The sequence below is a fragment of the Arthrobacter pascens genome (assembly GCF_030815585.1).
GTDB classification, from domain to species: Bacteria; Actinomycetota; Actinomycetes; order Actinomycetales; family Micrococcaceae; genus Arthrobacter; species Arthrobacter pascens_A.
Map to the genome: position 1 here is coordinate 1,125,134 of NZ_JAUSWY010000001.1, position 24,240 is coordinate 1,149,373.

Below are 24,240 nucleotides of genomic sequence, written 5' to 3' on the forward strand. Positions count from 1 at the left end.
CATGAATTCCAGCAACCCTCGCAACGAGGCACTCTTCGACCGCGCCCGCCAGTTGATGCCCGGAGGGGTCAACTCGCCCGTCCGCGCCTTCGGATCCGTTGGCGGTACCCCGCGGTTCATGGTCTCAGCCAAGGGTCCGTATCTGACGGATGCGGACGGGCAGGAGTACGTCGACCTGGTCTGCTCCTGGGGGCCGGCACTGCTGGGACACGCGCACCCGGCCGTCCTGGAAGCCGTCCATGCCGCCGTTGACCGTGGCCTCTCCTTCGGCGCCTCCACCCCGGATGAGGCCAACCTGGCGGCAATCGTGCAGGAGCGTGTCCCTGCCGCGGAGCGTGTTCGCATGGTATCCACCGGCACCGAGGCCACCATGACGGCGGTCCGGCTGGCCCGCGGATTCACCGGCCGCAACTTGATTATTAAGTTCGCCGGGTGCTACCACGGCCACCTGGACGGCCTGCTCGCCGCCGCCGGATCCGGCGTGGCAACCCTTGCCCTGCCGGGATCGGCCGGTGTCACCGAAGCCACGGCCGCAGAAACCCTGGTGCTGCCGTACAACGACCTCGCCGCCGTCGAGGCCGCCTTCGCCAAGCACGGACCCAACATCGCGGCCGTCATCACCGAAGCCGCCCCTGCCAACATGGGCGTGGTGACTCCCGGAGAAGGGTTCAACCTGGGTCTGTCACGCATCACCCGGGAGCACGGCGCGCTGTTGATCCTTGACGAAGTGCTCACCGGATTCCGGACCGGCTACTCCGGCTATTGGGGCCTCACCGGCGGTGCCGCCGATGCCGCAGAACCATGGACGCCGGATCTGCTGACCTTCGGAAAGGTGATCGGCGGCGGAATGCCGACGGCGGCCCTTGGCGGACGTGCCGAGGTGATGGACTACCTCGCACCCCTGGGACCGGTCTACCAGGCCGGAACGCTGTCCGGTAACCCCGTCGCCATGGCGGCAGGCGTGGCCACCCTGACTCAGGCAACACGGGACGTGTACTCGTTCATCGACACCCGCTCGCTGGAACTGTCCTCCGCGCTGTCCTCAGCATTGGATGCCGCGGGAGTGGACCACTCCATCCAGTTTGCAGGGAACCTCTTCTCCGTTGCCTTTGGAACCTCTGCCACGGGGGTCCACAACTACGCGGACGCCCAGGGCCAGGAAACCTTCCGGTATGCACCGTTCTTCCATTCCATGCTGGAGTCAGGCGTCTACCTGCCGCCGTCGGTGTTCGAGGCGTGGTTCCTGTCTGCAGCCCATGACGACGCCGCGATGAACCGGATCTTTGAGGCCTTGCCGGCTGCGGCGAAGGCTGCGGCCGCCGCGAACGTCTAGTTCCGACGTCGGACGTTGACAACGTCTTAAGTTGGAAATCCCCGCCTCCCGGACAAATCCCCGCCGCATGCGAGGGGGAAAGGTCCGGGGGGCGGGGATTACTGCCGGTGCGTCTAAAGCACGTCCGAGAGGAAGTCCTTCAGGCGGTCCGTTTCGGGCGCGGAAAAGACCTGCTCGGGCGGCCCGGATTCCACCACAACACCGGCATCCATGAAGGTCACGGTATCCGAGACATTGCGGGAGAAACCCATTTCATGGGTCACCACGACCATGGTCATGCCGCCCTTGGCGAGGTCGGCCATCAGTGCCAGAACACCCTTGACAAGCTCAGGGTCCAAGGCTGAGGTGGCCTCGTCGAAGAACATCACCTCTGGCCTCATCGCGAGGGCTCGGGCGATCGCCACGCGCTGCTGCTGGCCGCCGGAGAGATTCGCGGGGCGTGCATCAGCCTTGTGCTTCAGGCCCACCAGGTCCAGCTGTTCAAGGGCTTCGGCACGAGCCTGTTCCTTGGACAGTTTCCGGAGCTTCCGCAGGGCCAGTGAGACGTTCTCCACCACGGTCTTGTGCGGGAAGAGGTTGAACTGCTGGAACACCATGCCGATGCGCTGGCGCAGCTCGTCAGGGTTGTCCTTAAGTACCGATCGGCCGTCCAGGAGAATATCACCCTGGTCTGGTTCGATCAGCCGGTTCATGACCCTCAGCAGCGTTGATTTTCCGGAGCCGGAGGGACCGATCACCGACGCCGTGGTGCCCTTCTCGACGTGGAGATCAATGCCGCGGAGAACATGGTTGTGCCCGAAGGAGAGGTGCAGGTTCTTGCCGGTCAGGGTGCCGGAGGTAAATTCCGTCATGCCTGTGCCCCCTTGCCAATCGGTGCCGCCAACTCGTCCGGTTCCTTCTTCTCAGGCCTGCCTGTGCGCAGCCGGTTGTCGATGAAGTTCACAAAGTGCGTTAACGGGACAGTAAGGATCAGGTAGAGCACTCCGGCGGCCACCAGCGGGGAGAGATTCCCGGAGTTGGCCATCGCATCGTTACCGATCCGGAAGATCTCCCGCTCCCCAGAGGCGAGGCCGAGCATAAAGACCAGGGAGGAATCCTTCAGCAGGGAGATGAACTGGTTCATCAGGGCCGGCAGCACCCGGCGGATGCCCTGCGGCACCACCACAAGCTGCATCGAACTGCCGTAACTGAACCCCAGCGCCCGCGAGGCTTCCAGCTGGCCCTTCTCCACACTCTGGATGCCGGAGCGGAAGATCTCGCCGATGTACGCTGCTGCGATCAGGGTCAGTGCAAGGATGCCCAGGGGGTACGGACTCCTGGACCCCGTGAGGTCGCGGGCAATCGGACTGAGGCCGATGCCAATGACCAGGATCACCAGGATAGCGGGCAGGCCGCGGAAGAGATCGGTATAGATCCGTGCAACCCAACGGGCGGCGCCGCTGCGGGAGATGGCCATGAGAGCAAGGACCAGGCCCAGGATCGACCCCAACACGGCCGAGGACACCGCCAGCATGATGGTGTTGGGCAGGCCCACCATGATCAACGACGGCAGGACCTCGGCCATGGCACCCCAGTTGAAGAAGGTGTCGGCAAGCTGTTCCAGTGTGTCCATAGGTTCAGTTACCCAGATCAGCTCTGGGGAACCGTGACAGCCTTGCTGCCCGGCTTCCAGTCGCTCGGCATTTCGCGGTCCGGGTACCACTCCTTGGTCAGCTTGGACCACGTGCCGTCAGCAATAACGGCGTCCAGGCCTGAATTGAGTGCGTCGATCAGGGCCTTGTTGTCCTTGTTGACCGCGTACGCCGTGAAGTTCTGGGTGTTGACCACGGACTCAGCGATGACGGTGCCGTCGCCTTCCTTGACCTGGCCGGTTGCCTGCTGCGACGGAGCAACCCAGGCATCAACCTGGCCGTTGCGTACGTTGGCGTACACGGTGTTGTAGTCAGGGAAGCGGATCGGTTCCAGCTTCAGGGTGTTGGTGACGAAGTCGTCCTGGACGGTGCCCTGGACCACGCCGATGCGGAGGCTGTCATCGAGGCTGTCAAAGCCCTTGACGTCACTGTCGGTCTTGGCCACGACTGCCATGAAGCCGAAGTCGTAACCGTTGGTGAAGCCGACGTTCTCGCGGCGCTTGTCCGTTGTGGAGATGGAGGAGGAACCGACGTCGAACTGCTTGTTCTGGACCTGGGACAGCAGGGCGGAGAAGTCTGTGGCCACGAATTCAACCTCAAGGCCAAGCTTGGCGGCGATGGCGCGCAGGAGCTCGTTGTCATAGCCCGTGAATTTGCCTGAGGGGTCAATGAAGATGTTGGGCGGGGCGTCGGACAGCGTGCCGACCTCAAGCTTGCCCTCGGTGTTCAGGCCAAGCTTGCTCTTGTCGATCTGGTCCAGGGGTGTGACGTCGGCGGTGGTGTACTTGTCCAGGGTCTGCTGGTCGCTGCCGGCGAGGGCATCGGTGGGGTCTCCGCTGGGCTGCCCCGCTGTTCCTCCGCAGGCGGCCAGGGCGACAGCCATCGCAATCGCCACAGGAACGCTGGTCAGCCATTTCATGGCTTTGGTTTTCATCAGGTAGTCACTTTCGTCTGAGTCATAAGATCAACCGGGCCGCAACGCCGCGCGGTGGCGCCTGGCGTCTGTCCGGCGTTGTACGGAAGGCCGGGGCAAGGGGTGACCGCAAAACTTAATCATCTCACTTCCGAATAATCGGGCAGTTAGATGAACAACTGTCCGCCGCGATGATGGAATGGCGAATATTGTTCTGTGCATTGATCGTGGACGGTCTGAGCTGCAGCCTTTGACGGCGTGGAGCCGAATCCCAAGCGTTTCCCTTGAGGACGCATACGGCACAAAGCGGAGTGTGAATTACCTCGCAGCTAAAAGTCGCCCCGGCTAGCATCTTCCGGTGGGAGGACCGGCCAATCGCCTTCGATCACGGCGGCTGGCTTGGTCTTGCGGAGGTAGCCCTGGAAATCTGCGGCCTGGCTGACAGCCCAGTCCACTTGGAGCTGGTGGAGCTGGCTTGCCGGCATCCTCAGCTTGGGAAACTTGATGGCCATCGCGTCCAGCATCCTCAGCGTGGCCAGGGCATCTGCGGCGGACGTGTGGGCGTCGTCCAGACTGACGCCGTATTCCTCGCAGAGTGCGGTGAGCGTGCGCTTGCCTTTGCGGTACCGGTCCACCTGCTTGTTCATGATGTACGGGTCCAAGACAGGAAACCGGCTCAGCTGGCGCACGCCGTAGCGGGCCGATTCAGCCGCCAGGACGGTGAAGTCATAGCTGGCGTTGAAGGCAATGACGGGTACACCGGTATCAAAGAGTTCCTGGAGGACGGTGGCGAGCTCCCTTGTCACTTCGTGGGCAGGTCGGCCATCGCGCCGCGCCTGCTCGGTGGTGATGCCGTGCACGTCGCTGGCTTCGGTGGGAATCTCAACACCCGGATCGGCCAGCCATTCATGTTCCGTGATGACATCGCCCTTGTGGTCAACGACGGTCACCGACGCTGTGACGATCCGTGCGGCGCGTGAATTGCGTCCTGTGGTTTCGAGATCGAAGGCTGCGCGGGGGAGAGTGTTCCAAGTGCTCATGCTGCAACGCTACCGGCCAGCACCGACAGTATCCTGCAGCGCCACTGCGGCTACTCTGGATCCATGCGGACTGAGTATGTCGAGGCGGTGCTGGCCGTCGTGGAGCTGGTCCCTCCCGGTACCGCAGTGGCCTATGGAGATGTCGCTGAGCTCCTGGGATCAGGCGGCCCGCGGCAGGTTGGCAACGTGATGAGTCACTACGGCAGTGCCGTGCCTTGGTGGCGCGTCCTCAAGGCCAGCGGCCACGCGCCGGAAGGTCATGAAGCTGAAGCATTCGGCCACTACAAGCAGGAGGGGACGCCGCTTGCGGGCCACCACCACGAATATCTGCGCACGGGCGAGGGCCGCTGGAGGGTGGACCTGGGAGCGGCCCGATGGGCGCCCGGCGAGGACGACTTCGACCGCATAGATGCGATTGTGGAGCTGTTGGAGCGGCGGCTGCACGGATTGTCGGTGGCTGATGATGGAATGTCTGTGTGACGGTAACACTCCCGCAGACTGACCCCCTCAATGACGCCCACACAGACTCGCTTGCTGCATCCGAGAACGAATCTCCGGCTGAAGCCCGGACTGGAACAGGGCTCCGGCTGCTTCCTCCGCGCGAGGTCCACGCTGACGTACCGATGCTGTCAGCCGACCAACGGGACGCCGTGGAGGTGCCGCACGGTTCCGGACCCGTGCTGGTTCCTGGAGCGCCTGGAACCGGGAAATCGACCGTCCTGATCGAAGCGGCGGTCCGCCGGGCACTCCACGATGGCGTGGATCCTGAACGGATCCTGATCCTGGCCCCCGGCCGGTTGGCCGCGGACTCGCTCCGGGACCGGTTTACGGCAAGGCTGGACAGAAGCCTCAGCACTACACCCGCACGCACCTGGGCGTCGTATGCATTTGACCTGATCCGTCGTGCCAAGGCGGAAGGAATTCTTCCGCTGCCCCGCCCACCCCGCCTCCTGTCGGGTCCGGAGCAGGACCTGATCATCAAGGAACTGCTGGACGGCCACAGGATGCCGGGACTGGAGCTTCCCTGGCCCCGGGACCTGGAAGCCGCCCTGGAAACACGGGGCTTCCGCCAGGAAGTGCGGCAGCTGTTTGACCGCATTATTGAATCAGGCCGGACGGCAGACGATCTTGAGGAGCTCGGCCGCCAGTGCGGCAGGCCGGACTGGATTGCTGCGGCCGCCCTGTATGCCGAGTACAGGGACGTTCTTGACCTGCGTATGCCGGAGGCATTCGACCCCGCGGGCATCATCACAGCTGCCCGGCAGATTTTCCAGGACGCGCCCGACTTCCTGGCCGAGGAGCGGGACCGCCTCCAACTGGTCCTGGTGGACGATGTCCAGGAAGCAAACCCTGCGGTGTTTGAACTCCTCGCTGACATCGCCGCGGGGAAGGACTGCTACGTTGCATCCTCCCCGGACACGGTGGTGCAGGGTTTTCGCGGGGCCCGGCCCGATCTTGTGGCGGAGCTTCCGCGGCTGCTGTCCGCGGGGGCCGGCGTGATTGAACGGCCATTGTGGCGGACCCATCGGCATGCACCGGCGATTGCCACGGCGTGGCTTGGAGTCGCTGGCCGGATCTCGCAGCGGGCCGGCGGTCAGCTGGCCCGGCGGCTGGAGCAGCCAGAGCCCGCGCAAGCAGCAGATAAAGAGAGGCCCCCCGGGGCGGTGGAGGCCCACCTTGTACCGTCGGCGGTCCATGAGTTGCGCTACGTTGCCCAGCGCATCCTGGACCAGCACATCAACCACCGCCGCGATCTCGGCGAAATCGCCGTGATCGTACGCAACGGCGGGCAGCTCAGCGAGCTCCAGCGTTACCTGGCGGGCCAAGGAATTCCGGTGCGGGTACCGGTGGCTGAATCCGCTGTGCGCGATGAAGTGGCAGTCCGGCCCCTCCTGGACGCGTATGCGATCGTCCTGGACCCCACCCTCCTGACACCCGAGGCCACCGTTTCCCTGCTCACCTCCCGGATCGGCGGCGCCACATCGCTTGAACTGCGTAGGCTCAGGCAGTCCCTCAGGCGCGAGGAATTGTTGGGCGGCGGCGGACGGACCAGCGACGCACTGCTTGTTGAAGCAATTCTGGAACCCGGTGCCTTGGGGACCCTCGGCATGGAGGGCCGGGCAGCCCGGCGAACAGCCCGCATGATTCAAGCTGGCCGGATCGCCGCCACTGAACCCGGAGCCAACGCCGAAACCGTGCTCTGGGCCCTGTGGCACTCCACCGGCCTGGCAAACGCCTGGACCGAAGCCGCCTTGTCCGGTGGCACCCACGGCGCCCGAGCTGACCGGGACCTTGATGCCATGATGGCACTCTTCCACACCGCTGAACGATATGTGGACCAGATGCCGGGTGCCGGACCGGAACAGTTCCTCGAGTACCTCCTGAATCAAGAACTGCCAATGGACACGCTGGCAGCACGGGCACAGGTGGACGACGCCGTCGAACTGATGACGCCGGCCAGCGCCGCCGGACGGGAGTGGCCGGTAGTGATCGTGGCGGGACTGCAGGAGGGCGTATGGCCCAACACCCGGCTCCGCGGCGAACTGCTGGGCAGCACCCTTTATGCCGACGCAGTGGAGCACAGTGTTGCCTATGCCCTCCAACTGGACCCCCTGAGCCGGTTGCGGGACATCCGCTATGACGAACTTCGGAGTTTCTCCACTGCCGTGTCCAGGGCCCGCGAACTGCTGATCTGCACGGCAGTCTCCTCCGAGGACGACCAGCCGTCCTCTTTCCTCGACTACGTGGCCCCGCTGGACCCCGCTCAGGAAGTCCGGGGATTTACGCCCGTGGAGCGGCCCATGACACTCCGCGCCCTGGTGGCGGAGCTCCGGCAGTATGCCCAACTGGACGGAAAGTACGCCCCTGAGGCAGCCGAGGCCACCAGGGTGCTCGCCAAACTTGCTGCCGCTGCACCCCCCGTTCCCGGTGCCCACCCTGACAGCTGGTGGGGCCTGGCTCCATTGACAACCACGGAGGCTGTGGTGCCGCCGGACGGAACAGTTTATGTATCACCATCCAAAGTGGAATCCGTGCAGAAATCACCCCTCGACTGGTTTGTGCAGGCCGCCGGTGGCGAAGCAGCCACCGACTTCGCCCGCAGCCTCGGCACCCTCGTCCATGCCATCGCGCAGGACCTTCCGGAAGCCTCCGGCGCCGAGTATGTGGCCGAGCTCGCCCGCCGGTGGCCTGCGTTGGGAATGAAGGACAACTGGGAAGGCAAGCTCGATTTCCAGCGGGCCGAGGCCATGGTGCGCAAGCTCGCCCAGTACGTCCTTGTCATGAGGAGCGAGGGCAGGAGCCTGCTAGGGGTTGAACAGGACTTTGAGGTCCGGCTCCCGGACCTGACTGAGGACGCGCGCGGTGATGGCACAGGAGTCGCTGACGCCGGCAGGGAAACAGGCATGGGCGCTCCGTCCCGTTCCGCCGTGCTCCGCGGACAGGTGGACCGGCTTGAGATTGACGCGGAGGGCAGGCTGGTCATTGTGGATCTCAAGACCGGCAAACGCCAGCCGGGCAAGGCCGATCTGTCCCGGCACCCCCAGCTTGGTGCCTATCAGGCGGCAGTCCTTGCCGGCGGATTCGAGGATGCCCCTGGCATGCCCCTCACGGCACGGCCGGGCGGCGCCGTACTGGCGCAGTTGGGTACGGGCACAAAGAACCCCGGTGTGCAGCAGCAAGAACCACTCGATCCCCGGGAGAACTGGGCGCTGGAGATGGTCACCGGGGCTGCGGGCGTGATGTCGGGCAGCAGCTTCGAGGCGCGGCACGATCCTTCCAAGGGCGGCCACGGAGGCCACGGCTGCCGGCTTCCCGAGATCTGTCCGTTGTGTGTGCGTGGAAAGCAGGTGACGGAATGAGCTCGCGGCAACAGGTTCACCCGCCACGTTTCAGCCCGGAGCAGCTGTCCGTGATGCTCGGTGAGAAGAACACGCCAACCCCGGAACAGTCCGCCATCATTTCCTCACCGCTGGCGCCCAGACTCGTGATCGCGGGCGCCGGGTCGGGCAAGACTGCCACCATGGCCGACCGTGTGGTCTGGCTTGTCGCCAACGGGTGGGTCAGGCCGGAGGAAGTCCTCGGCGTCACATTCACCAGGAAGGCTGCCGGTGAGCTGGCCACTCGGATCCGCGCCAAACTGGCAGCACTGCAGCGCATCGCGGCCCAGGACACCCGGCACGCTGTGTTCCCGGAAGGACTGCTCAGCACAGACGCGCTTGAGCCGAAGGTGTCCACGTATCACTCGTTTGCCAGCGGCATCGTGTCGGACTACGGGCTCCGGCTCGGGGTGGAACGTGATGTGGTGCTGATGGGTGGAGCCCAGGCCTGGCAGCTTGCCACCGAAGTTGTTGAGGCGTTCGACGGCGAGTATCGCCACTTCAGTGCGGCAAAGTCCACGCTGGTGAAGGCGGTCATCCAGCTTGCGGGGGAATGTGCAGAGCACCTGCAGGAGCCGGCCGACGTCGAGGCCTGGCTGATGGCGAGGCTCGCGGAATTTGAGAGGCTGCCGTACATGGCCGGGGCCAAAAAGAATGCTCCCCAGGCCGCCTCCGAACTGGCAGCCATGTTGCGGACCAGGGCGAGCGTCGCTGACATGGTGGGACGGTATTCCGCCGCCAAGCGTGCAAAGGGAGCTCTTGATTTCGGTGACCTTGTGGCCCTGGCTGCCCGGGTGGCCAGGGAGGTTCCGCTCGCTGGGGACATGGAACGGCAGCGTTATAAGGTCGTTCTCCTCGACGAGTTCCAGGACACGTCCTACGCCCAGCTCGTTCTGTTTTCGAGGCTCTTCGGCGGCGGACATGCAGTCACGGCGGTCGGCGACCCCAACCAGTCCATCTACGGCTTTCGTGGCGCTTCCGCTGGCCAGCTGTTTCACTTTGTCCGCGAATTTCCCGTCCGCCTCGGAGACACGGACGGGCAGGGGAAATTTTCTCCTGCTCCGACGTCGTATCTGACGACGGCGTGGCGTAACGGGCGTTCCATCCTCTCGGCGGCCAACGTCATGTCTGAGGCTCTGGGCAGGGCGGCGAAGGAAAGGGAGCCGGCCGGTGCAGCTGCGGGTACACCCGCGGCGGCGAACGTGCCGCCGCTCCAGCCCAGCCCTTTCGCGGCGGACGGACGGGTGGTGCTCGGCCGCTTCGGGACGGAAGTAGAGGAAGCCGCCGCCTTGGCCGAGGATGTGCTGAAATACCGTGTCACTGACTTTGAGCACAAGGCAGACGGCACGCCCGTGCTTCCAGCGCTCGCCGTCCTGTGCCGGCGCCGCGCCCAGATGGAGACCATTCGCCGCGAGTTCGAGGACCGGGGAATCGCGTCCGAGATCGTTGGCCTGGGGGGCCTACTCGATACCCCGGAGATCGTTGACCTGGTCGCCACGCTTCGGGTGCTCGCTGACCCTGGACGTTCGGACTCGTTGATGCGACTCCTTGCCGGCGCTCGCTGGCGGATCGGTACTGCGGACCTGATGGCCTTCCGCGACTGGTCCAGCCAGCTTGCCCGCAGGCGGGGGAAAACTGTTGACGGAAGTCCGGCCGACACAGGCACAACCGGGGTCCGCGAAGATCCGGTGATCGAAAGTGACCTGACTGATGGCGCCAGCCTGGTGGAAGCCCTGGACTGGCTGCCCCGCGACGGCTGGACATCCTCACACGGACGGGCGCTGAGTGGGGAAGCCCGGCACCGGCTCACGCGGCTTTCCCTGGAGCTGCGGCAGCTGCGCGGTTACCTCGGGGATGACCTGACCACCCTCCTCGGCGAAGTGGAACGGGCCATGTTGCTGGATGTCGAAGTGGCGGCCCGCCCGGGCACCAGCATCCACCAGGCCCGCCGGAACCTGGACGCGTTCCAGGATGCGGCTGCCGGCTTCCTGCGGACATCCCAGCGCGTGGACGTCCTGGCATTCCTCGCATGGCTGGAGGCCGCGGCGGCGGAAGAGAACGGCCTGGACGCGCCGGCGGCCGAGGTGAACCGTGAAGCCGTGCAGCTCTTGACCGTCCACGCCTCAAAGGGGCTGGAATGGGACGTGGTTTTTGTGCCGGGCCTCAACGACGGCGCCTTTCCCAGCAACCGGGATTCCCGGTGGAGCAGCGGATCCGCGGCCCTGCCCTGGCCGTTGCGCGGGGACCGTGCGGACCTGCCCCAGTGGGACATTGACCAGCCGGATCAGAAGGGCTGGCTGGACGCAGAGAAGGACTTCAAGTCAGCTGTTCAGGGCCATGTTGAGGCCGAGGAACGACGCCTGGCGTATGTGGCCTTCACCCGTGCCAAGCACATCCTCTGGGTCTCGAGTGCCGCCTGGGTGGGTTCCAGGGCGGGCCGGGCCGAGATGTCGCCCTTCCTCGCCGAGCTGGAACCGCTCGTCACCGAGGCGGGGGAGGGTACGGAAATCAGCCCTGCCGTGGTTCATCCAGCCTCCGTGGATGAGCTTTCCCTACCGGAGCAGAGTCCATTGACCCTGGAAACAGAGGTGGCAGTATGGCCATACGACCCACTCGAAGGTCCGGTGGATCCCCGGACCGGCGAAAGGCTTCGGCTTGTTCCTGGCCGGCGTGCGGCCATGGAAACTGCCGCTGCGCGGGTGCTGGCGGCCCTGGCAGAAGATGACCACCCGGAGGGCGGATCGAACAAGCAGGAACCCCCGGCAGCCAACCGTGGCGCGGGCGGGCGGGGGCTAAGGGGCAACGCGGAAGGGTGGGCCACTGAAGCGGAGCTGTTGCTGGAACGGCGCTTCCGACGGGCCGGCGGCCAGGATGTGCACCTTCCCGGGCATATTTCTGCATCCACCCTGGTGGACCTCGGCGAGGACCCGTCGGGCGTGCTGGGGCGTCTCCGGAGGCCGGTTCCGCGCGAACCGGGCATGTCGGCGCGTAAGGGCACCGCTTTCCATGCCTGGGTGGAGGAATACTTCGGCGCCGCCGGGATGCTGGATCTCGGCGAAGCTCCCGGCTCGGACGATCACATCGACGCTGCCTACGACCTCGACGCCATGGTGGGTACCTTTCGGGCGTCCGAGTGGGCCAACCGTTCGCCCGCCTTCGTGGAGGTTCCCGTGGAGACCCGGGTGGGCGAGGTGGTGGTCCGCGGCCGCATCGATGCCGTATTCCGTGACGCGGACGGCCGCTGGGACCTGGTCGACTGGAAAACCGGCCACCGGCCCTCGGCCGCACAGCTTAAGGCCAAGTCTGTGCAGCTGGCCGTGTACCGGCTGGCTTGGGCCCGGCTGAAAGGCGTTGCATTGGAGGAGGTCAGGGCCGCATTCTTCTACGTGGCGGACAACCAGGTGGTGCGTCCGCACGACCTCGGATCCGCCACGGAGCTGGAGCAGATTGTGACATCAGCCCTGAGCGTCAGTCCTTCTTGACGTCGATGATGGTGATGGCCGCGGTGGACGTGTCGTCGGGCGTCAGAGATCCTTTGGGAGCTTCCGCCGGAGCAGAACCTTCCTGAGCCTGATCTTCCGCCGCTGCGGCCTGTTCTTCCGCCGGAATCGGCGTCACGTGGACGGCAGGCACCGCAGAGGCAGGCATTGGCACCTCCGCAGGCACGGGCACCACTGTTACCGCCGGGGTCTGGACGGACACTGGGCTTACGCTGCCTGTGTCCCGGGCGGGTGCACTTGACGGTTCCGTACCTGCCTGGTCCGCACCCGCCTGTTCCGCACCCGATGCTTGCGCGGGGCCCGGTTCGGCCGCAGCCGGTAACGGTTCCACGCTAATGGACTGCCCGCCGTGCTCCGCGATGTCGCTGGCGAGCGTTTCGAGCATGCTCTCGGCCTCGGAAATCATGTCGGCGTCAGCGGCCGCGACACCCTTGACCAGGAATTGTGCCAAGGCAAACTCGGCGGAAAGTGCGGCACGCCGGAGCAGATGCTTATCCGGCACGTCCCTGCGGCTGCTGGTGTAGCTGCTGAGTACGGTGTCAACGAAATCCTGCTCGTTGGAGGCAACCAGCCAGGCGAAATCATCGGCAGGGTCGCCGATTCTCAGGTCCGTCCAGCCAGTCACGGCTGTGACGCGCCCGCCGTCCACCAGCAGGTTGTCCTCATGGAGGTCTCCGTGAACCACGCAGGGGTTGAACCGCCACAGGGACACGTCTTCCAGGGCATGTTCCCAGCGAAGCAGGAGCGAGGGAGGGATCTTGCCGGTTGTGGCAGCCTGATCCAGCTCGTTCAGTCTGCGCTGCCGGAATTCGTTGGGGGTGTAGCTGGGGAGATCCGCGTTGCTGACCAGCGCATGGGGCAGATCATGGATCGCGGCCAGGGCCACGCCTATTTCCCGGGCAAGGGCGTCCGGACCCGCTGTGAGTTCCTCCACGCTCCTGGTACTCCCGGCCAGATGGGAGTAGACGAACGTACTGAGGCTGCCCAGCCGGACACTGCCGGCCACGGTGGGCATCAGGAACGGCAATTCGGCCCGGATCGCCGGCGCAAAGGCACGGAGCACAAGAAATTCCGTTTCAAGCCTGGCGCTGGCTTCCGCATGCTGCGGCGAACGGACGCGCCAGCGTTTGCCTTCCGAATCAAGGAGCAGCGCGGAGTCGAAATCCGCGGGATCGTCCGGCGCAGCGCTAACGGCGGTCGGGGTCAGCCCGGGGACTGCCGCAGTTGCCACGGCTGCCAGTTCGATCGGTTTTCTTCTCACCGTTCCACGGTAGATTGAGTGGCGTCCAAGACAACGATGTGCGGCGGCGAGTCTCCAGATAGGCTTCAAATCTCGGCCTACCGGCGGTGGGCTTGGGGGCGCCCCCGCCCGAAATATCAAATGTCGGTAGGAGTCAGTACGGTGGACACATGAGTCATGCGGAGTCCGTTACCCCGGCCTACCAGACGCAGGCAGCACAGCTGCCAGCAAACCATCTGTTCGATACCGTGCTTCCAGTGCGGCCTGCCTTGGTGGACCGCGGCTCTGCCGGCCGCATCAGGCCAGGCATGGTCGAGGAACTCTTGGGACGCGAAGGAACATTGGCGGCGGTCCTGTCAGGCCGGCAGGCTCTGGTGCAGGGGAACGGCCTGCTGCTGACTGAAGCGGCCGCGCTCCGGGAACGTCTCACGGACCTTGGTTCCGCGCTGGACCAGGTGATCTACCTTGGCTCTGCCCTGGACGGTTCGGACCTGCCCGCCGGCACCGAACTCCTGCTCTTTGTGCTCCGTGCCCCTGTGGAACGCGGAATGGCGGGGATCCCGGCCGATGCTTCCTGGACCGGGTTCCGCGACATTGCCTCCGCGCTCAATCCCACTGACACCGCCCTGTTCGTTGAAGCCAGCGCAATTGCCAACTGGCATTCCGGCCATACCCGCTGTCCGCGGTGCGGAGCGGCCACTGTCGTGGAAGCCGGCGGCTGGGTCCGCCGCTGCCCTGAGGATGGCTCGGAACACTACCCGCGCACCGATCCGGCAATTATCGTCACCGTTGTGGGACCGGACGGACGGCTGCTGCTCGGTGGCGGCGGACCCGCGGACGCCAGGAACTATTCCACGCTGGCCGGGTTTGTTGAACCGGGCGAGTCTCTTGAACAGGCCGTGGTCAGGGAGATCCACGAGGAAGTGGGCGTCCGGGTCACCGGCTGCCAGTATCTGGGCTCGCAGTCATGGCCGTTCCCCGCTTCCCTTATGCTTGGATTTACCGCCATCACCGCCGATACAACGGCAACGCCCGACGGCGTGGAGGTGACCCGCGCGCGCTGGTTCAGCCGGGAGGAACTCCAGGAGGCAGTGCTGAACGGCGAAATAACCATCTCCAGCCGCCTGTCCATCGCCCGCTCGCTGATCGAGCACTGGTATGGCGGACGAATCATGGACCGAACAGAGACCTGAACCAGCGCCGGCTCGTGAAACCGGGCATCACCCATCGACCAGACTCCAGCATGCGGCAGTCGAGACAACAGAGCAGCAGAAGTGACCACAGAGAATTTTGACAGCACAGAGTCCCTCGAGGAACGGATTCTCGGGGGACTGGATGCTGAACAGCGGGAAGCCGCAAGCACACTGAACGGACCGCTGTGCGTGCTTGCCGGGGCCGGCACGGGAAAGACCCGGGCCATCACCCACCGGATTGCCTATGGCGTGCACTCAGGGGTGTACAACCCGCAGCGGCTCCTGGCCGTGACGTTCACAGCCCGGGCTGCCGCGGAAATGCGCAGCAGGCTGCGGGACCTCGGCGTCGCCAACGTCCAGGCGCGGACGTTCCACGCCGCCGCGCTGAGGCAGCTCCAGTTTTTCTGGCCGCAGGCAGTCGGCGGCACATTGCCGAACCTTCTGGACCACAAAGCGCAGATGATCGCCGAGGCGGCGCGCCGCCTGAGGCTCAGCACGGACCGCGCCTCCATCCGGGACCTCGCTTCGGAGATCGAATGGGCAAAGGTTTCCATGTTGACGCCGGCCAACTACTTGGAAAATGCGCAGGGGAGGGGGACCCCTGGCGGGTTCGACCTCACGGCCGTCGCCAGGGTCTTCCAGTCCTACGAGGACGTCAAGACCGACCGCAATGTCATAGATTTCGAGGACGTGCTGCTGATCACCGTGGGTATCCTCCAGGAGGACCAGAAGGTGGCGGCCACGGTCCGCGAACAGTACCGGCACTTTGTCGTCGATGAGTACCAGGACGTTTCCCCGCTGCAGCAACGCCTCCTCGAGCTGTGGCTGGGAGGCCGGGATGAGCTGTGCGTTGTGGGCGACGCAAGCCAGACCATCTATTCCTTCACCGGGGCCTCGCCCAAGCACTTGCTGGGGTTCAAGGCCAGGTATCCCGAAGCCAATGTGGTGAAGCTGATCCGCGACTACCGCTCCACGCCCCAGGTGGTCAGGCTCGCCAACGATCTCCTGGCCGGGCGGCGCAGCGGCGGACCGGTGGCGGATGCGGCGTGGGCTACGCCGTTGCAACTGGTTGCCCAGCGCCCGGCCGGCCCGGCGCCGCACTTCACCGAATGCGCCGACGATGAAGCGGAAGCCGCCACTGTGGCGCTCAAGATCCGGGAACTTCTCGACGCCGGTACTCCGGCGAGCCAGGTGGCTGTACTCTTCCGCACCAACGGGCAGTCTGAAGCATATGAGCAGGCGCTGGCAGCGGCCGGCATCGGCTACCAGTTGCGCGGCGGTGAGCGGTTCTTCGCCCGTAAGGAAGTAAGGGACGCAATCCTTCAGCTGAGGGCCGCGACCAGGGCAGTGGCCGAAACTGCGGCCCCGGAGCCGCTCGGCCAGCTTGTCCGCGACATCGTCGCATCCCTGGGCTATACCGACGCCGCTCCACACAACGGCGGGGCACTGAGGGAACGCTGGGAATCCCTGGCGGCGCTGGTGGCCCTCGCGGATGAACTGGTTCAGACCCGCGGCGGGCAGTTCAGCCTCGCGGATTTTGTCAATGAACTGCAGGAAAGGTCGCTGGCGCAGCATGCGCCCACGGTCCAGGGTGTCACCCTTGCTTCCCTGCACGCGGCCAAGGGCCTTGAGTGGGATGCCGTCTTCCTGGTGGGCCTCAGCGAAGGCCTGATGCCGATTTCCTTCGCCGACACTCCTGAGGCCGTGGATGAGGAACGCCGGCTCCTCTATGTCGGAATCACCCGGGCGCGGGAGCACCTTGCTCTGTCCTGGTCCACGGCCCGAACCCCTGGGGGCCGCGCAAACAGGAAACCTTCCCGGTTCCTTGACGGGCTCCGGCCGGATTCGGTGGCCAGTTCCAGCGCGCGCGGCAAGGGTCCGGCGCCACGCCGCAAAGCCGCCGCGCCCGCTATGTGCCGGGTCTGCGGCAGCATGCTGGCAAGCGGCGCGGAGCGCAAAGTGGGGCGCTGCAACGGCTGTCCCCCCAGTTATGAGGAACAGACGTTCGACGCGCTCCGGCAATGGCGGAAGGAAGTCGCACTCTCGTCCGACGTGCCCGCCTTCGTGGTGTTTACGGACGCCACGCTGACGGCTATAGCGGAGGCCAAGCCTGCCTCCCTTGAGGAACTGGCCTCCCTCGCCGGCGTCGGGCCTTCAAAACTGGAACGCTACGGCGAAGACGTGCTCCGTGTCCTGGTTGAAAGCACCACCCTGTGAGACACCGGGCGGAGGCGCCTGTGGCGCTGCGGCTGACCACACCGGACGGGGCTCCTGTCGAGGTGAGGCGGTCGGCCCGCCGTACACGGACCGTTGCGGCTTTTTGGGAAAACGGAACGGCAGTGGTGGCCATACCGGCCCGGTTCACCGCGGCCCAGGAATCCGAATGGGTGCACCGGATGCTGGAGAAGCTGCACCGCCAGGGGGAGAGGCGCCTCCACAAGGGAAAGAAACACCCGGCCACGGAAGCCGCGCTGGCGGCCCACGCCGCCGACCTCTCCGCCCGTTACCTCGGCGGTCGGGCTGTGCCGACGTCGGTCCGCTGGGTCAGTAACCAAAACTCCCGTTGGGGGTCGGCAACGCCGTCCGAGGGCACCATCAGGCTCTCCGAGAAGCTCAGGCCCATGCCGCAGTGGGTCATCGACTACGTGCTCCTCCACGAGCTGGCCCACCTGCTGGTGGCCGGGCACAACGCCGCCTTCTGGAAGCTGCTGGAGGCCTATCCGGAGACACAGCGGGCCAAGGCATTCCTGGAGGGGGTTTCTTTCGCCACCGCGCGCGGCCTCCAGCCGGACACCGTGGCGCCGGACAATCTCCAGCCGACCGACGTCGACTAAGCCTCTGGCCTAACTCTTTGGCTGCCCGCCTTCGCCGGTTTCGTCCGAACCGGTGTCGTCCGAACCCTGCTCGCCCTCGGCTGCGTCGTCAGAGCCGTTGCCGGGTTTGCCTGCGTCGGAACCCTTACGGGGTTCCTCGGCAGCTGATTCTCCAGCCGCTGGCTCATCGGTGGTTTCTGCCGTATTCGTCGTGGGCTTCCCGTCGGCGTCGGCGTCGGGTTCCGGGGCTTCGTCGAAGCCGCCGTTCAACAGTTTCTGCAGCGCATCGTCAACTTCGCTGTCGCTGGCTTCCGCCAGTTTGCGGCGGCCGCTGAAGCCGTGCGGATCATCGAGGTCCTCGGCGGTCGGAAGCAGATCGGGGTGCTGCCAGATGGCATCGCGGCCCTCGATGCCACGTTCGTCCTTGAGGCTCGCCCACAGGGCGGCGGCCTCACGCAGGCGGCGGGGACGCAGTTCCAGCCCCACCAATGAAGAGAACGCGTGCTCCGCGGGACCTCCGGTGGCACGGCGCCGGCGGACAGCTTCACGCAGGGCAGCCGCGGAGGGCAGCAGCTTCTCCGTGGCGGCGGCGGTCAGTTCGTCCACCCACCCTTCAACCAGAGCCAAGGCCGTCTCGAGCTTTTCCAGGGCCTGTTCCTGTGCGGGTGTCCGCTGTGGCATAAAGACGCCCTGGGACAGTGCCTCCTGGATGCCTTCCGGGTTGCTGGGATCAAGATCCCGGGCCAGCTCCTCGATCCTCGACGTGTCGATGTGGATGCCGCGTGCGTAGGCCTCGATCGCGCCGAGCAGGTGACCCCGCAGCCACGGAACCTGGATGAACAGGCGCGCGTGGGCAGCCTCGCGGACCGCCAGGAAAAGGCGGACGTCGTTCTCCGGCAGGCTCAGGCCCTCGCCGAAGGAGGTGACGTTCGCCGGCAGCAGTGCCATCTCGAGGTCGGCCAGCGGCACGCCGATGTCCGTGGAGCTGACCACCTCGGCCGACAGGGCGCCGATCGCCTGCCCAAGCTGCATCCCGAAGATGGCCCCGCCCATGTTCTGCAGCATGGAAGAGGCACCGCCCATCATGGACTTCATTTCCTCTGGCATCTGCTCGGTCATGGCGCTCGACAGAGCGTTGGCGATGCTGTTCGCGACCGGTTCGGTGAGCCTCTTCCAGGTTCCGAGGGTGGCCTCCACCCACTCAGCGCGGGACCATGCGCGGCCGATCAGGCCGGTGGCGGGCAGATCCGTGACCGGATCGAGCCACAATTCGGCGAGGCGGAGGGCCTCGTCCACTTCGCGCGACTGCACGGAGGTGACTGAAGGGTCAGTGCTGCTGGCAGCAACCCGCCGCGCATTCTCGTGTGCGAGCTGCCAGTTAACGGGTCCTTCCGAGGGAGCGCTCATCATCGCCTGGACCTGGGAGAACATCTGCGCCAGGAGGTTGGGGTCGTCGGGCAGGCCCGCTGCCTTGGCCAGCTCGGCGGGGTCGATGTTTTCCAGCCCCTTGCCGCCCATGAGGTTCTGCAGCATTTCTGTCAACGGATCCTTTGGCGTGTCGTCGCCATTGGACGGATTGAGTGGGTTGGAGGTCATGATCCCGCCGATCGTCGGTGTGACTGTTCAACTTCACGGTACCCCGGGGAGGGTCGGCTGTCTGCCGGAGAAGGTCCACGTTCGCTGTAGGCAAAGAGCTGGCGGGAGGCGGAAACGCGTAGTGTTGCTTGGGTGACTACTACCCGTGGCGAACATCCATCCGAGGACCACGCTGACAGGCTCAACCCCGGCGCAGCAGCGGCCGATGAAGTACCTGGCGGTGCCACACGCCATGCCCTGTCCCCGGAGGGGCCAGGGCCGCGGATGGAGAGCCCCAGGGACAACAGGGTCTCCGTCATGATGGTCTCCGGCCTGCTGGCCTTGGGGCTTGGACTTGCGGCCGGAACAATTCCGGTGCCCTACGTCGTGGAGACAGCCGGCCCGACGTTCAACACACTGGGCCAGGCCAAGGGCAGCCCCGTCATCAGTGTTACGGGCCACGAAACCTATCCCGCGAAAGGGAACCTGGACCTGACAACCGTCTATGTCGACGGCGGCCCCAACGGCCCGGTCAGCCTTCTCGGCGCGTTTGCCGCCTGGCTTGACCGTACCAAGGCGGTCTATCCGGAGGAACTGATTTATCCCACCGGGACCACGAAGGAAGAGGCCTCGGAACAAGGTGCCGTGGCCATGACCACTTCCAAGGAGAACGCTGTCGCTTCCGCGTTGAGGGAACTCAAAATCCCTTTTGGCCAGCAGCTCCAGGCCGCTGGCCTTTCCGACGGTTCGCCATCTGAGGGCAAGATCGAACCGGACGACGTGTTCGAGTCCATCAATGGCAAGCCGATCACCACCTTGTCCGTCATACAGGACGAGCTGGCCGCAGGAAAGGGGAAGCCGGTCTCTGTTGTGGTGGAGCGGGCCGGGGAGGCTGTCACTGAGACCGTGACGCCAGTGGACAACGGCGCCGGCCGCTACATTCTTGGCGTCATGCTCAAATACCGGTTTTCCTTCCCGTTCGACGTGAACATCGCACTCGATAACGTGGCCGGTCCCAGTGCCGGGCTGATGTTTTCGTTGGGCATCATTGACACCGTGACTCCGGGAGATCTCACCGGCGGTAAGCACGTCGCAGGGTCGGGCTCGATTTCTCCGGACGGGGTAGTGGGCCCCATCGGCGGGATCGGCCAGAAAATGCAGGGAGCAAGAGCCGGCGGAGCCACGCTTTTCCTTGCTCCCGCGGCAAATTGCGACGATGTCGTGGGGCACATTCCGGATGGACTGCAAGTGGTGAAAGTGGAGAACCTCGCTGAGGCGCGAAGCGCCGTCGAACTCGCTGGCTCCGGCCAGGACACGTCCGGCCTGCCTGGCTGCACCAGCAACTAGACTGAGGCCAGGAACTAAGCTTTACTGCCACTCGTGGCAGATATGACGGACGTTGCCACACGCTTGACTGGTGGCGGACGTCGCTCGCACGCACGCTTCGAATGTAAATCTGACGACTAGCTATGAGGTACCGAGTTTGTCACGTCCCACCAGCCCCATCCCGCCCGGAAGACCCGTCTCAAGACGCGGCGCTCTGACACCCACGCTGATAGTTGTTGCCCTTGTTGTGGTGGGTTTCATCTTCTTCGCCAACGTGTGGACTGACGTTCTCTGGTACAGGCAGCTCGGTTTCTTTGAAGTGTTCCTGACGGAAAACCTGGCACGCATCGGGATCTTCGCCGCGGGCTTCGCCGTCATGTTCCTGGCCGTCTTTTTCGCCATCCGGATTGCCTACCATGCCCGGCCGGTATATGCCCCCGACTCCGAAATCCGTGACAACCTGAACCGCTACCAGGCCCAGCTGGAGCCGGTCCGCCGGGTTGTGATGGTTGGACTGCCCATCATGTTCGGGTTGTTCGCCGGCAGCGCTGCTGCCAGTCAGTGGCAGAAAGTGCTGCTGTTCTTCAACCAGGAGTCGTTCGGCCAGAACGATCCCGTGTTCAACCTGGACATCAGCTTCTACCTCATGACGCTTCCGTTCCTGGGATTCATCACGGGCTTCCTCATCAGCGTTGTGGTCATCGCCGGCATCGCCGGCATTCTGACCCACTACCTTTACGGCAGCATCCGGCTCATGGAACGGGGCATCTTCACCAGCCGCGCCGCCCAGATCCACCTGGCCGTCACAGGCGCCACATTCCTCCTTCTCTTGGGCGCCAATTTCTGGCTGGACCGGTATGCGTCCGTCCAGAACAATGGAGGCCGCTGGGCCGGCGCGCTCTACACGGACGTGAACGCGGTCATCCCTACCAAGGCCATCCTGGCTGTCGCGGCCGCACTGGTGGCTATCCTCTTCATCGTCGCAGCAGTGATCGGCCGCTGGCGCCTGCCCGTCATTGGCACGGCCATGCTGATCATCACTTCGATCCTTGCCGGAGGTGTCTATCCGTGGGTGATCCAGCAGTTCCAGGTGCGCCCCTCCGAGCAGACCTTGGAGAATCAGTACATCAAGCGCAACATCGATTTGACACGCGCAGCCTACGGCTTGGACAAGATCCAGGTGGAGCGGTACAACGCCACGAACACCGCCACCACAGGTGCCCTCGCGCCGGACGCCCAGACCACCGCCAACATCCGGCTGCTTGACCCGAATCTGATCTCGGATGCGTTCTCGCAACTCGAGCAGTACCGCCCGTACTATCAGTTCCCGCAGGCACTCAACGTGGACCGCTACGAGGTGGACGGAAAAGTGCAGGACACCGTCATCGCTGTTCGCGAGCTGAACCCCGGCAATGTCGCGACCAACCAACAGGGCTGGCTCAACCAGCACGTCGTCTACACGCACGGCTATGGCGTTGTCGCGGCCAAGGGAAACAAGTTCACGGTTGATGGCAAGCCCGAGTTCCTCCAGTCGGGTATTCCGTCCACCGGCGTCCTTGGCGACGATTCCACCTACGAGCCGCGGATCTACTTCGGTGAAAGTTCCCCGGAATACTCCATAGTGGGCGCCCCTGAGGGGGCTCCCAACCGTGAGCAGGACAGGCCTTCCGGCAAGGAGGGTGACGGCGAGACCCAGTACACCTTTACTGGCAACGGCGGGCCCAACGTGGGCAGTTTCTTCAACAAGGTCCTGTACGCAATCAAATTCCAGTCTTCTGACCTGCTGCTGTCCGACGGGGTCAATGAGGAGTCCCAGATTCTCTATGACCGGAACCCGCGCGAGCGGGTCCAGAAAGTGGCCCCCTACCTGACCGTGGACGGGAATGCCTATCCCGCAGTCGTGGACGGTCGGGTCAAGTGGATCGTGGACGGCTACACCACCAGCCAGTACTACCCGTATTCGCAGCAGGAACAGCTGTCCGAGGCCACCGCCGACTCGCAGACCACTGCCGGACGGGCGGTGGCCCTGCCGAACAGTTCGGTGAACTACATCAGGAACTCGGTCAAGGCCACAGTGGACGCCTACGACGGTTCGGTGACCCTGTATGCGTGGGACGATCAGGATCCCATCCTGAAGTCCTGGCAGAAAGTCTTCCCGACGTCCCTTAAGCCCTACTCGGAGATGTCGGCGGACGTCATGAGCCACGTCCGGTATCCGGAGGACCTGTTCAAGGTCCAACGCGAACTCCTGGGCCGCTACCACGTCACGGATCCCGTCAGCTTCTACAAGAGTGACGAAGTATGGAGCGTGCCGGCGGATCCCACCGCGGATTCCGCCACCGATGTCAAACAGCCCCCGTTCTATATGTCGCTGCAAATGCCGGATCAGGAGCAGCCAGCTTTCCAGCTCACATCGTCGTTTATTCCGCAGATTGTGAACGGAAGCGCACGCAACGTCCTCTACGGATTCCTGGCAGCCGACTCGGACGCGGGCAACCAGAAGGGCGTCAAGGCCGAGAGCTACGGCAAGCTGAGGCTTCTCCAGATTCCGCCGGAGACGCAGGTTCCGGGTCCCGGGCAGGCGCAGAACAAGTTCAACTCGGACCCCACGGTCTCGCAGGCGCTGAACTTGCTCCGCCAGGGCGCCTCGGACGTGCTGAACGGCAACCTCCTCACCCTTCCGGTGGGCGGGGGCATCCTGTACGTCCAACCGGTCTACCTCAAGTCAACGGGTGAGACGTCCTACCCCACCCTGCAGCGCGTGCTGGTGGCGTTTGGAGACAAGGTGGGCTTCGCCGCCACCCTTGACGAGGCCCTCAAACAGCTGTTCGGCGGAGACTCTGGCGCGGCAGCGGGTGACTCCGGCAACAACGGCCAGACTCCCGTCAATCCCGGAGCCACCCCGCCCACAGGCGTGGCGGATGCCAAGGCTGAACTGAAGGCCGCGCTGGACGAGGCGAATGCCGCCATCAGGGCGGGCCAAGCGGCCCTGGCTGCAGGTGACTTCGCGGCGTACGGGGAGCAGCAGAAGAAGCTCGCTGCCGCGCTCCAGAAGGCCCTGGACGCTGAAGCCAAGATCCCCGCTATAGTTCCAGAGCCCACGCCGCCTCCTACGGCCACACCGTCGCCTACAGCCGCTCCTACGGCCGTACAGTCCGGAAGCGCCACGGGGACGGCAACACCGTCGCCTGCGGCGAGCAACTGACAGCGAGCAACAGATAAAGACCAGCCAGAAACTGGCAGCTCCAGCAGCCCGGCCCCGCTCCAGTGAGAGCGCGGCCGGGCTGCTGGCGTCTGGTGGGCAGCGGGACGTTCTCCCATGTCAGAAGCTCATTAAGCCAGAGCCGAGACGCACATCACGTCATCCCGATTTGGCCTCCCGTTCACCGGGCGGTAGTGTTGATCTTGCGACGCGGGGTGGAGCAGTTCGGTAGCTCGCTGGGCTCATAACCCAGAGGTCACAGGTTCAAATCCTGTCCCCGCAACTGACGGAAAGTCCGGATACTGGAAACAGATCCGGGCTTTCTTGTTTAAGCGGCCGCGGTTCCCACGGCTTCGGCGGCACACGCCCGCAGTGGAGAAAGTGCCCGCAAAACTAGGGTAGAGTTGATCAAGCGACGCGGGGTGGAGCAGTTCGGTAGCTCGCTGGGCTCATAACCCAGAGGTCACAGGTTCAAATCCTGTCCCCGCAACTATGTGAAGGCCCCGACCGGCAGATATGCCGGCCGGGGCCTTCTTTTTCTGAGAATACTAGTAGTTCCTAGTATTCTCTTTCGCAGAGCCTCACATTTTGAGCAC

At 64.8% G+C, this 24,240-nt stretch carries 15 protein-coding genes and 2 tRNA genes; 11 read left to right on the top strand and 6 right to left on the bottom strand.

What is annotated here, in order from left to right; translation table 11 throughout:
* Position 1: 1 nt before the first annotated feature.
* Positions 2–1,333 (top strand): glutamate-1-semialdehyde 2,1-aminomutase, encoded by a 1,332-nt coding sequence (hemL, locus tag QFZ30_RS05345; protein ID WP_307074169.1) that lies wholly within the window; start codon positions 2–4, stop codon positions 1,331–1,333.
* 113 nt (positions 1,334–1,446) lie between these two features.
* Here the strand turns inward: hemL and QFZ30_RS05350 are convergent, their stop codons facing one another.
* From QFZ30_RS05350 to QFZ30_RS05365, 4 genes are all read right to left on the bottom strand, one after another.
* Positions 1,447–2,184: an amino acid ABC transporter ATP-binding protein gene (locus QFZ30_RS05350; protein WP_307074171.1), complete on the bottom strand. Its 738-nt coding sequence runs from the start codon at positions 2,182–2,184 to the stop codon at positions 1,447–1,449.
* A complete protein-coding gene (locus QFZ30_RS05355; RefSeq protein WP_307074173.1) occupies positions 2,181–2,945 on the bottom strand; it encodes an amino acid ABC transporter permease in 765 nt (254 codons plus the stop codon). The genes QFZ30_RS05350 and QFZ30_RS05355 overlap by 4 nt, the downstream gene beginning before the upstream one ends.
* Before the next feature lie 17 nt (positions 2,946–2,962).
* Positions 2,963–3,898: a substrate-binding periplasmic protein gene (locus QFZ30_RS05360; protein WP_307074175.1), complete on the bottom strand. Its 936-nt coding sequence runs from the start codon at positions 3,896–3,898 to the stop codon at positions 2,963–2,965.
* 308 nt (positions 3,899–4,206) lie between these two features.
* Positions 4,207–4,917 (bottom strand): 3'-5' exonuclease, encoded by a 711-nt coding sequence (locus tag QFZ30_RS05365; protein ID WP_307074177.1) that lies wholly within the window; start codon positions 4,915–4,917, stop codon positions 4,207–4,209.
* A gap of 63 nt (positions 4,918–4,980) precedes the next feature.
* Between QFZ30_RS05365 and QFZ30_RS05370 the strand changes: the two genes are divergently transcribed.
* The 3 genes from QFZ30_RS05370 (at position 4,981) to QFZ30_RS05380 (ending at position 12,277) form a co-directional block, all read left to right on the top strand.
* Positions 4,981–5,397, top strand: a complete 417-nt coding sequence (locus QFZ30_RS05370; protein ID WP_307074179.1) for an MGMT family protein — start codon at positions 4,981–4,983, stop codon at positions 5,395–5,397.
* A 143-nt stretch (positions 5,398–5,540) separates the two neighbouring features.
* Positions 5,541–8,777 (top strand): ATP-dependent helicase, encoded by a 3,237-nt coding sequence (locus QFZ30_RS05375; RefSeq protein ID WP_307080060.1) that lies wholly within the window; start codon positions 5,541–5,543, stop codon positions 8,775–8,777.
* Positions 8,774–12,277 (top strand): ATP-dependent helicase, encoded by a 3,504-nt coding sequence (locus QFZ30_RS05380; RefSeq protein WP_307074181.1) that lies wholly within the window; start codon positions 8,774–8,776, stop codon positions 12,275–12,277. The genes QFZ30_RS05375 and QFZ30_RS05380 overlap by 4 nt, the downstream gene beginning before the upstream one ends.
* On the opposite strand, the gene QFZ30_RS05385 is transcribed toward QFZ30_RS05380, so the two are convergent.
* A complete protein-coding gene (locus tag QFZ30_RS05385) occupies positions 12,264–13,556 on the bottom strand; it encodes a macrolide 2'-phosphotransferase (protein ID WP_307074183.1) in 1,293 nt (430 codons plus the stop codon). The two genes, QFZ30_RS05380 and QFZ30_RS05385, sit on opposite strands and share 14 nt — an antisense overlap.
* 149 nt (positions 13,557–13,705) lie before the next feature.
* On the opposite strand from QFZ30_RS05385, the gene nudC reads away from it, so the two are divergent.
* From nudC to QFZ30_RS05400, 3 genes are all read left to right on the top strand, one after another.
* On the top strand, positions 13,706–14,728 hold the full coding sequence (nudC, locus tag QFZ30_RS05390; RefSeq protein WP_307074185.1) for an NAD(+) diphosphatase: 1,023 nt from the start codon (positions 13,706–13,708) through the stop codon (positions 14,726–14,728).
* Positions 14,729–14,809: 81 nt separating this feature from the next.
* Positions 14,810–16,945: an ATP-dependent DNA helicase UvrD2 gene (locus QFZ30_RS05395; protein ID WP_307074187.1), complete on the top strand. Its 2,136-nt coding sequence runs from the start codon at positions 14,810–14,812 to the stop codon at positions 16,943–16,945.
* Positions 16,942–17,562 (top strand): M48 metallopeptidase family protein, encoded by a 621-nt coding sequence (locus QFZ30_RS05400; RefSeq protein WP_307074190.1) that lies wholly within the window; start codon positions 16,942–16,944, stop codon positions 17,560–17,562. Before QFZ30_RS05395 ends, QFZ30_RS05400 begins: the two co-directional genes overlap by 4 nt.
* A gap of 9 nt (positions 17,563–17,571) precedes the next feature.
* On the opposite strand, the gene QFZ30_RS05405 is transcribed toward QFZ30_RS05400, so the two are convergent.
* Entirely contained in the window at positions 17,572–19,137 is a 1,566-nt protein-coding gene (locus tag QFZ30_RS05405; protein WP_307074193.1) for a zinc-dependent metalloprotease, read from the bottom strand.
* 264 nt (positions 19,138–19,401) lie between these two features.
* Between QFZ30_RS05405 and QFZ30_RS05410 the strand changes: the two genes are divergently transcribed.
* The 4 genes from QFZ30_RS05410 (at position 19,402) to QFZ30_RS05425 (ending at position 24,134) form a co-directional block, all read left to right on the top strand.
* Positions 19,402–20,463 (top strand): YlbL family protein, encoded by a 1,062-nt coding sequence (locus QFZ30_RS05410; protein WP_307080062.1) that lies wholly within the window; start codon positions 19,402–19,404, stop codon positions 20,461–20,463.
* Between the two features lie 136 nt (positions 20,464–20,599).
* Positions 20,600–23,647 (top strand): UPF0182 family membrane protein, encoded by a 3,048-nt coding sequence (locus QFZ30_RS05415; protein ID WP_307074196.1) that lies wholly within the window; start codon positions 20,600–20,602, stop codon positions 23,645–23,647.
* A gap of 206 nt (positions 23,648–23,853) precedes the next feature.
* A tRNA-Met gene (locus tag QFZ30_RS05420) sits at positions 23,854–23,927 on the top strand.
* Between the two features lie 133 nt (positions 23,928–24,060).
* Positions 24,061–24,134: transfer RNA gene (locus tag QFZ30_RS05425), tRNA-Met, on the top strand.
* The last annotated feature ends 106 nt before the right edge of the window (positions 24,135–24,240 follow it).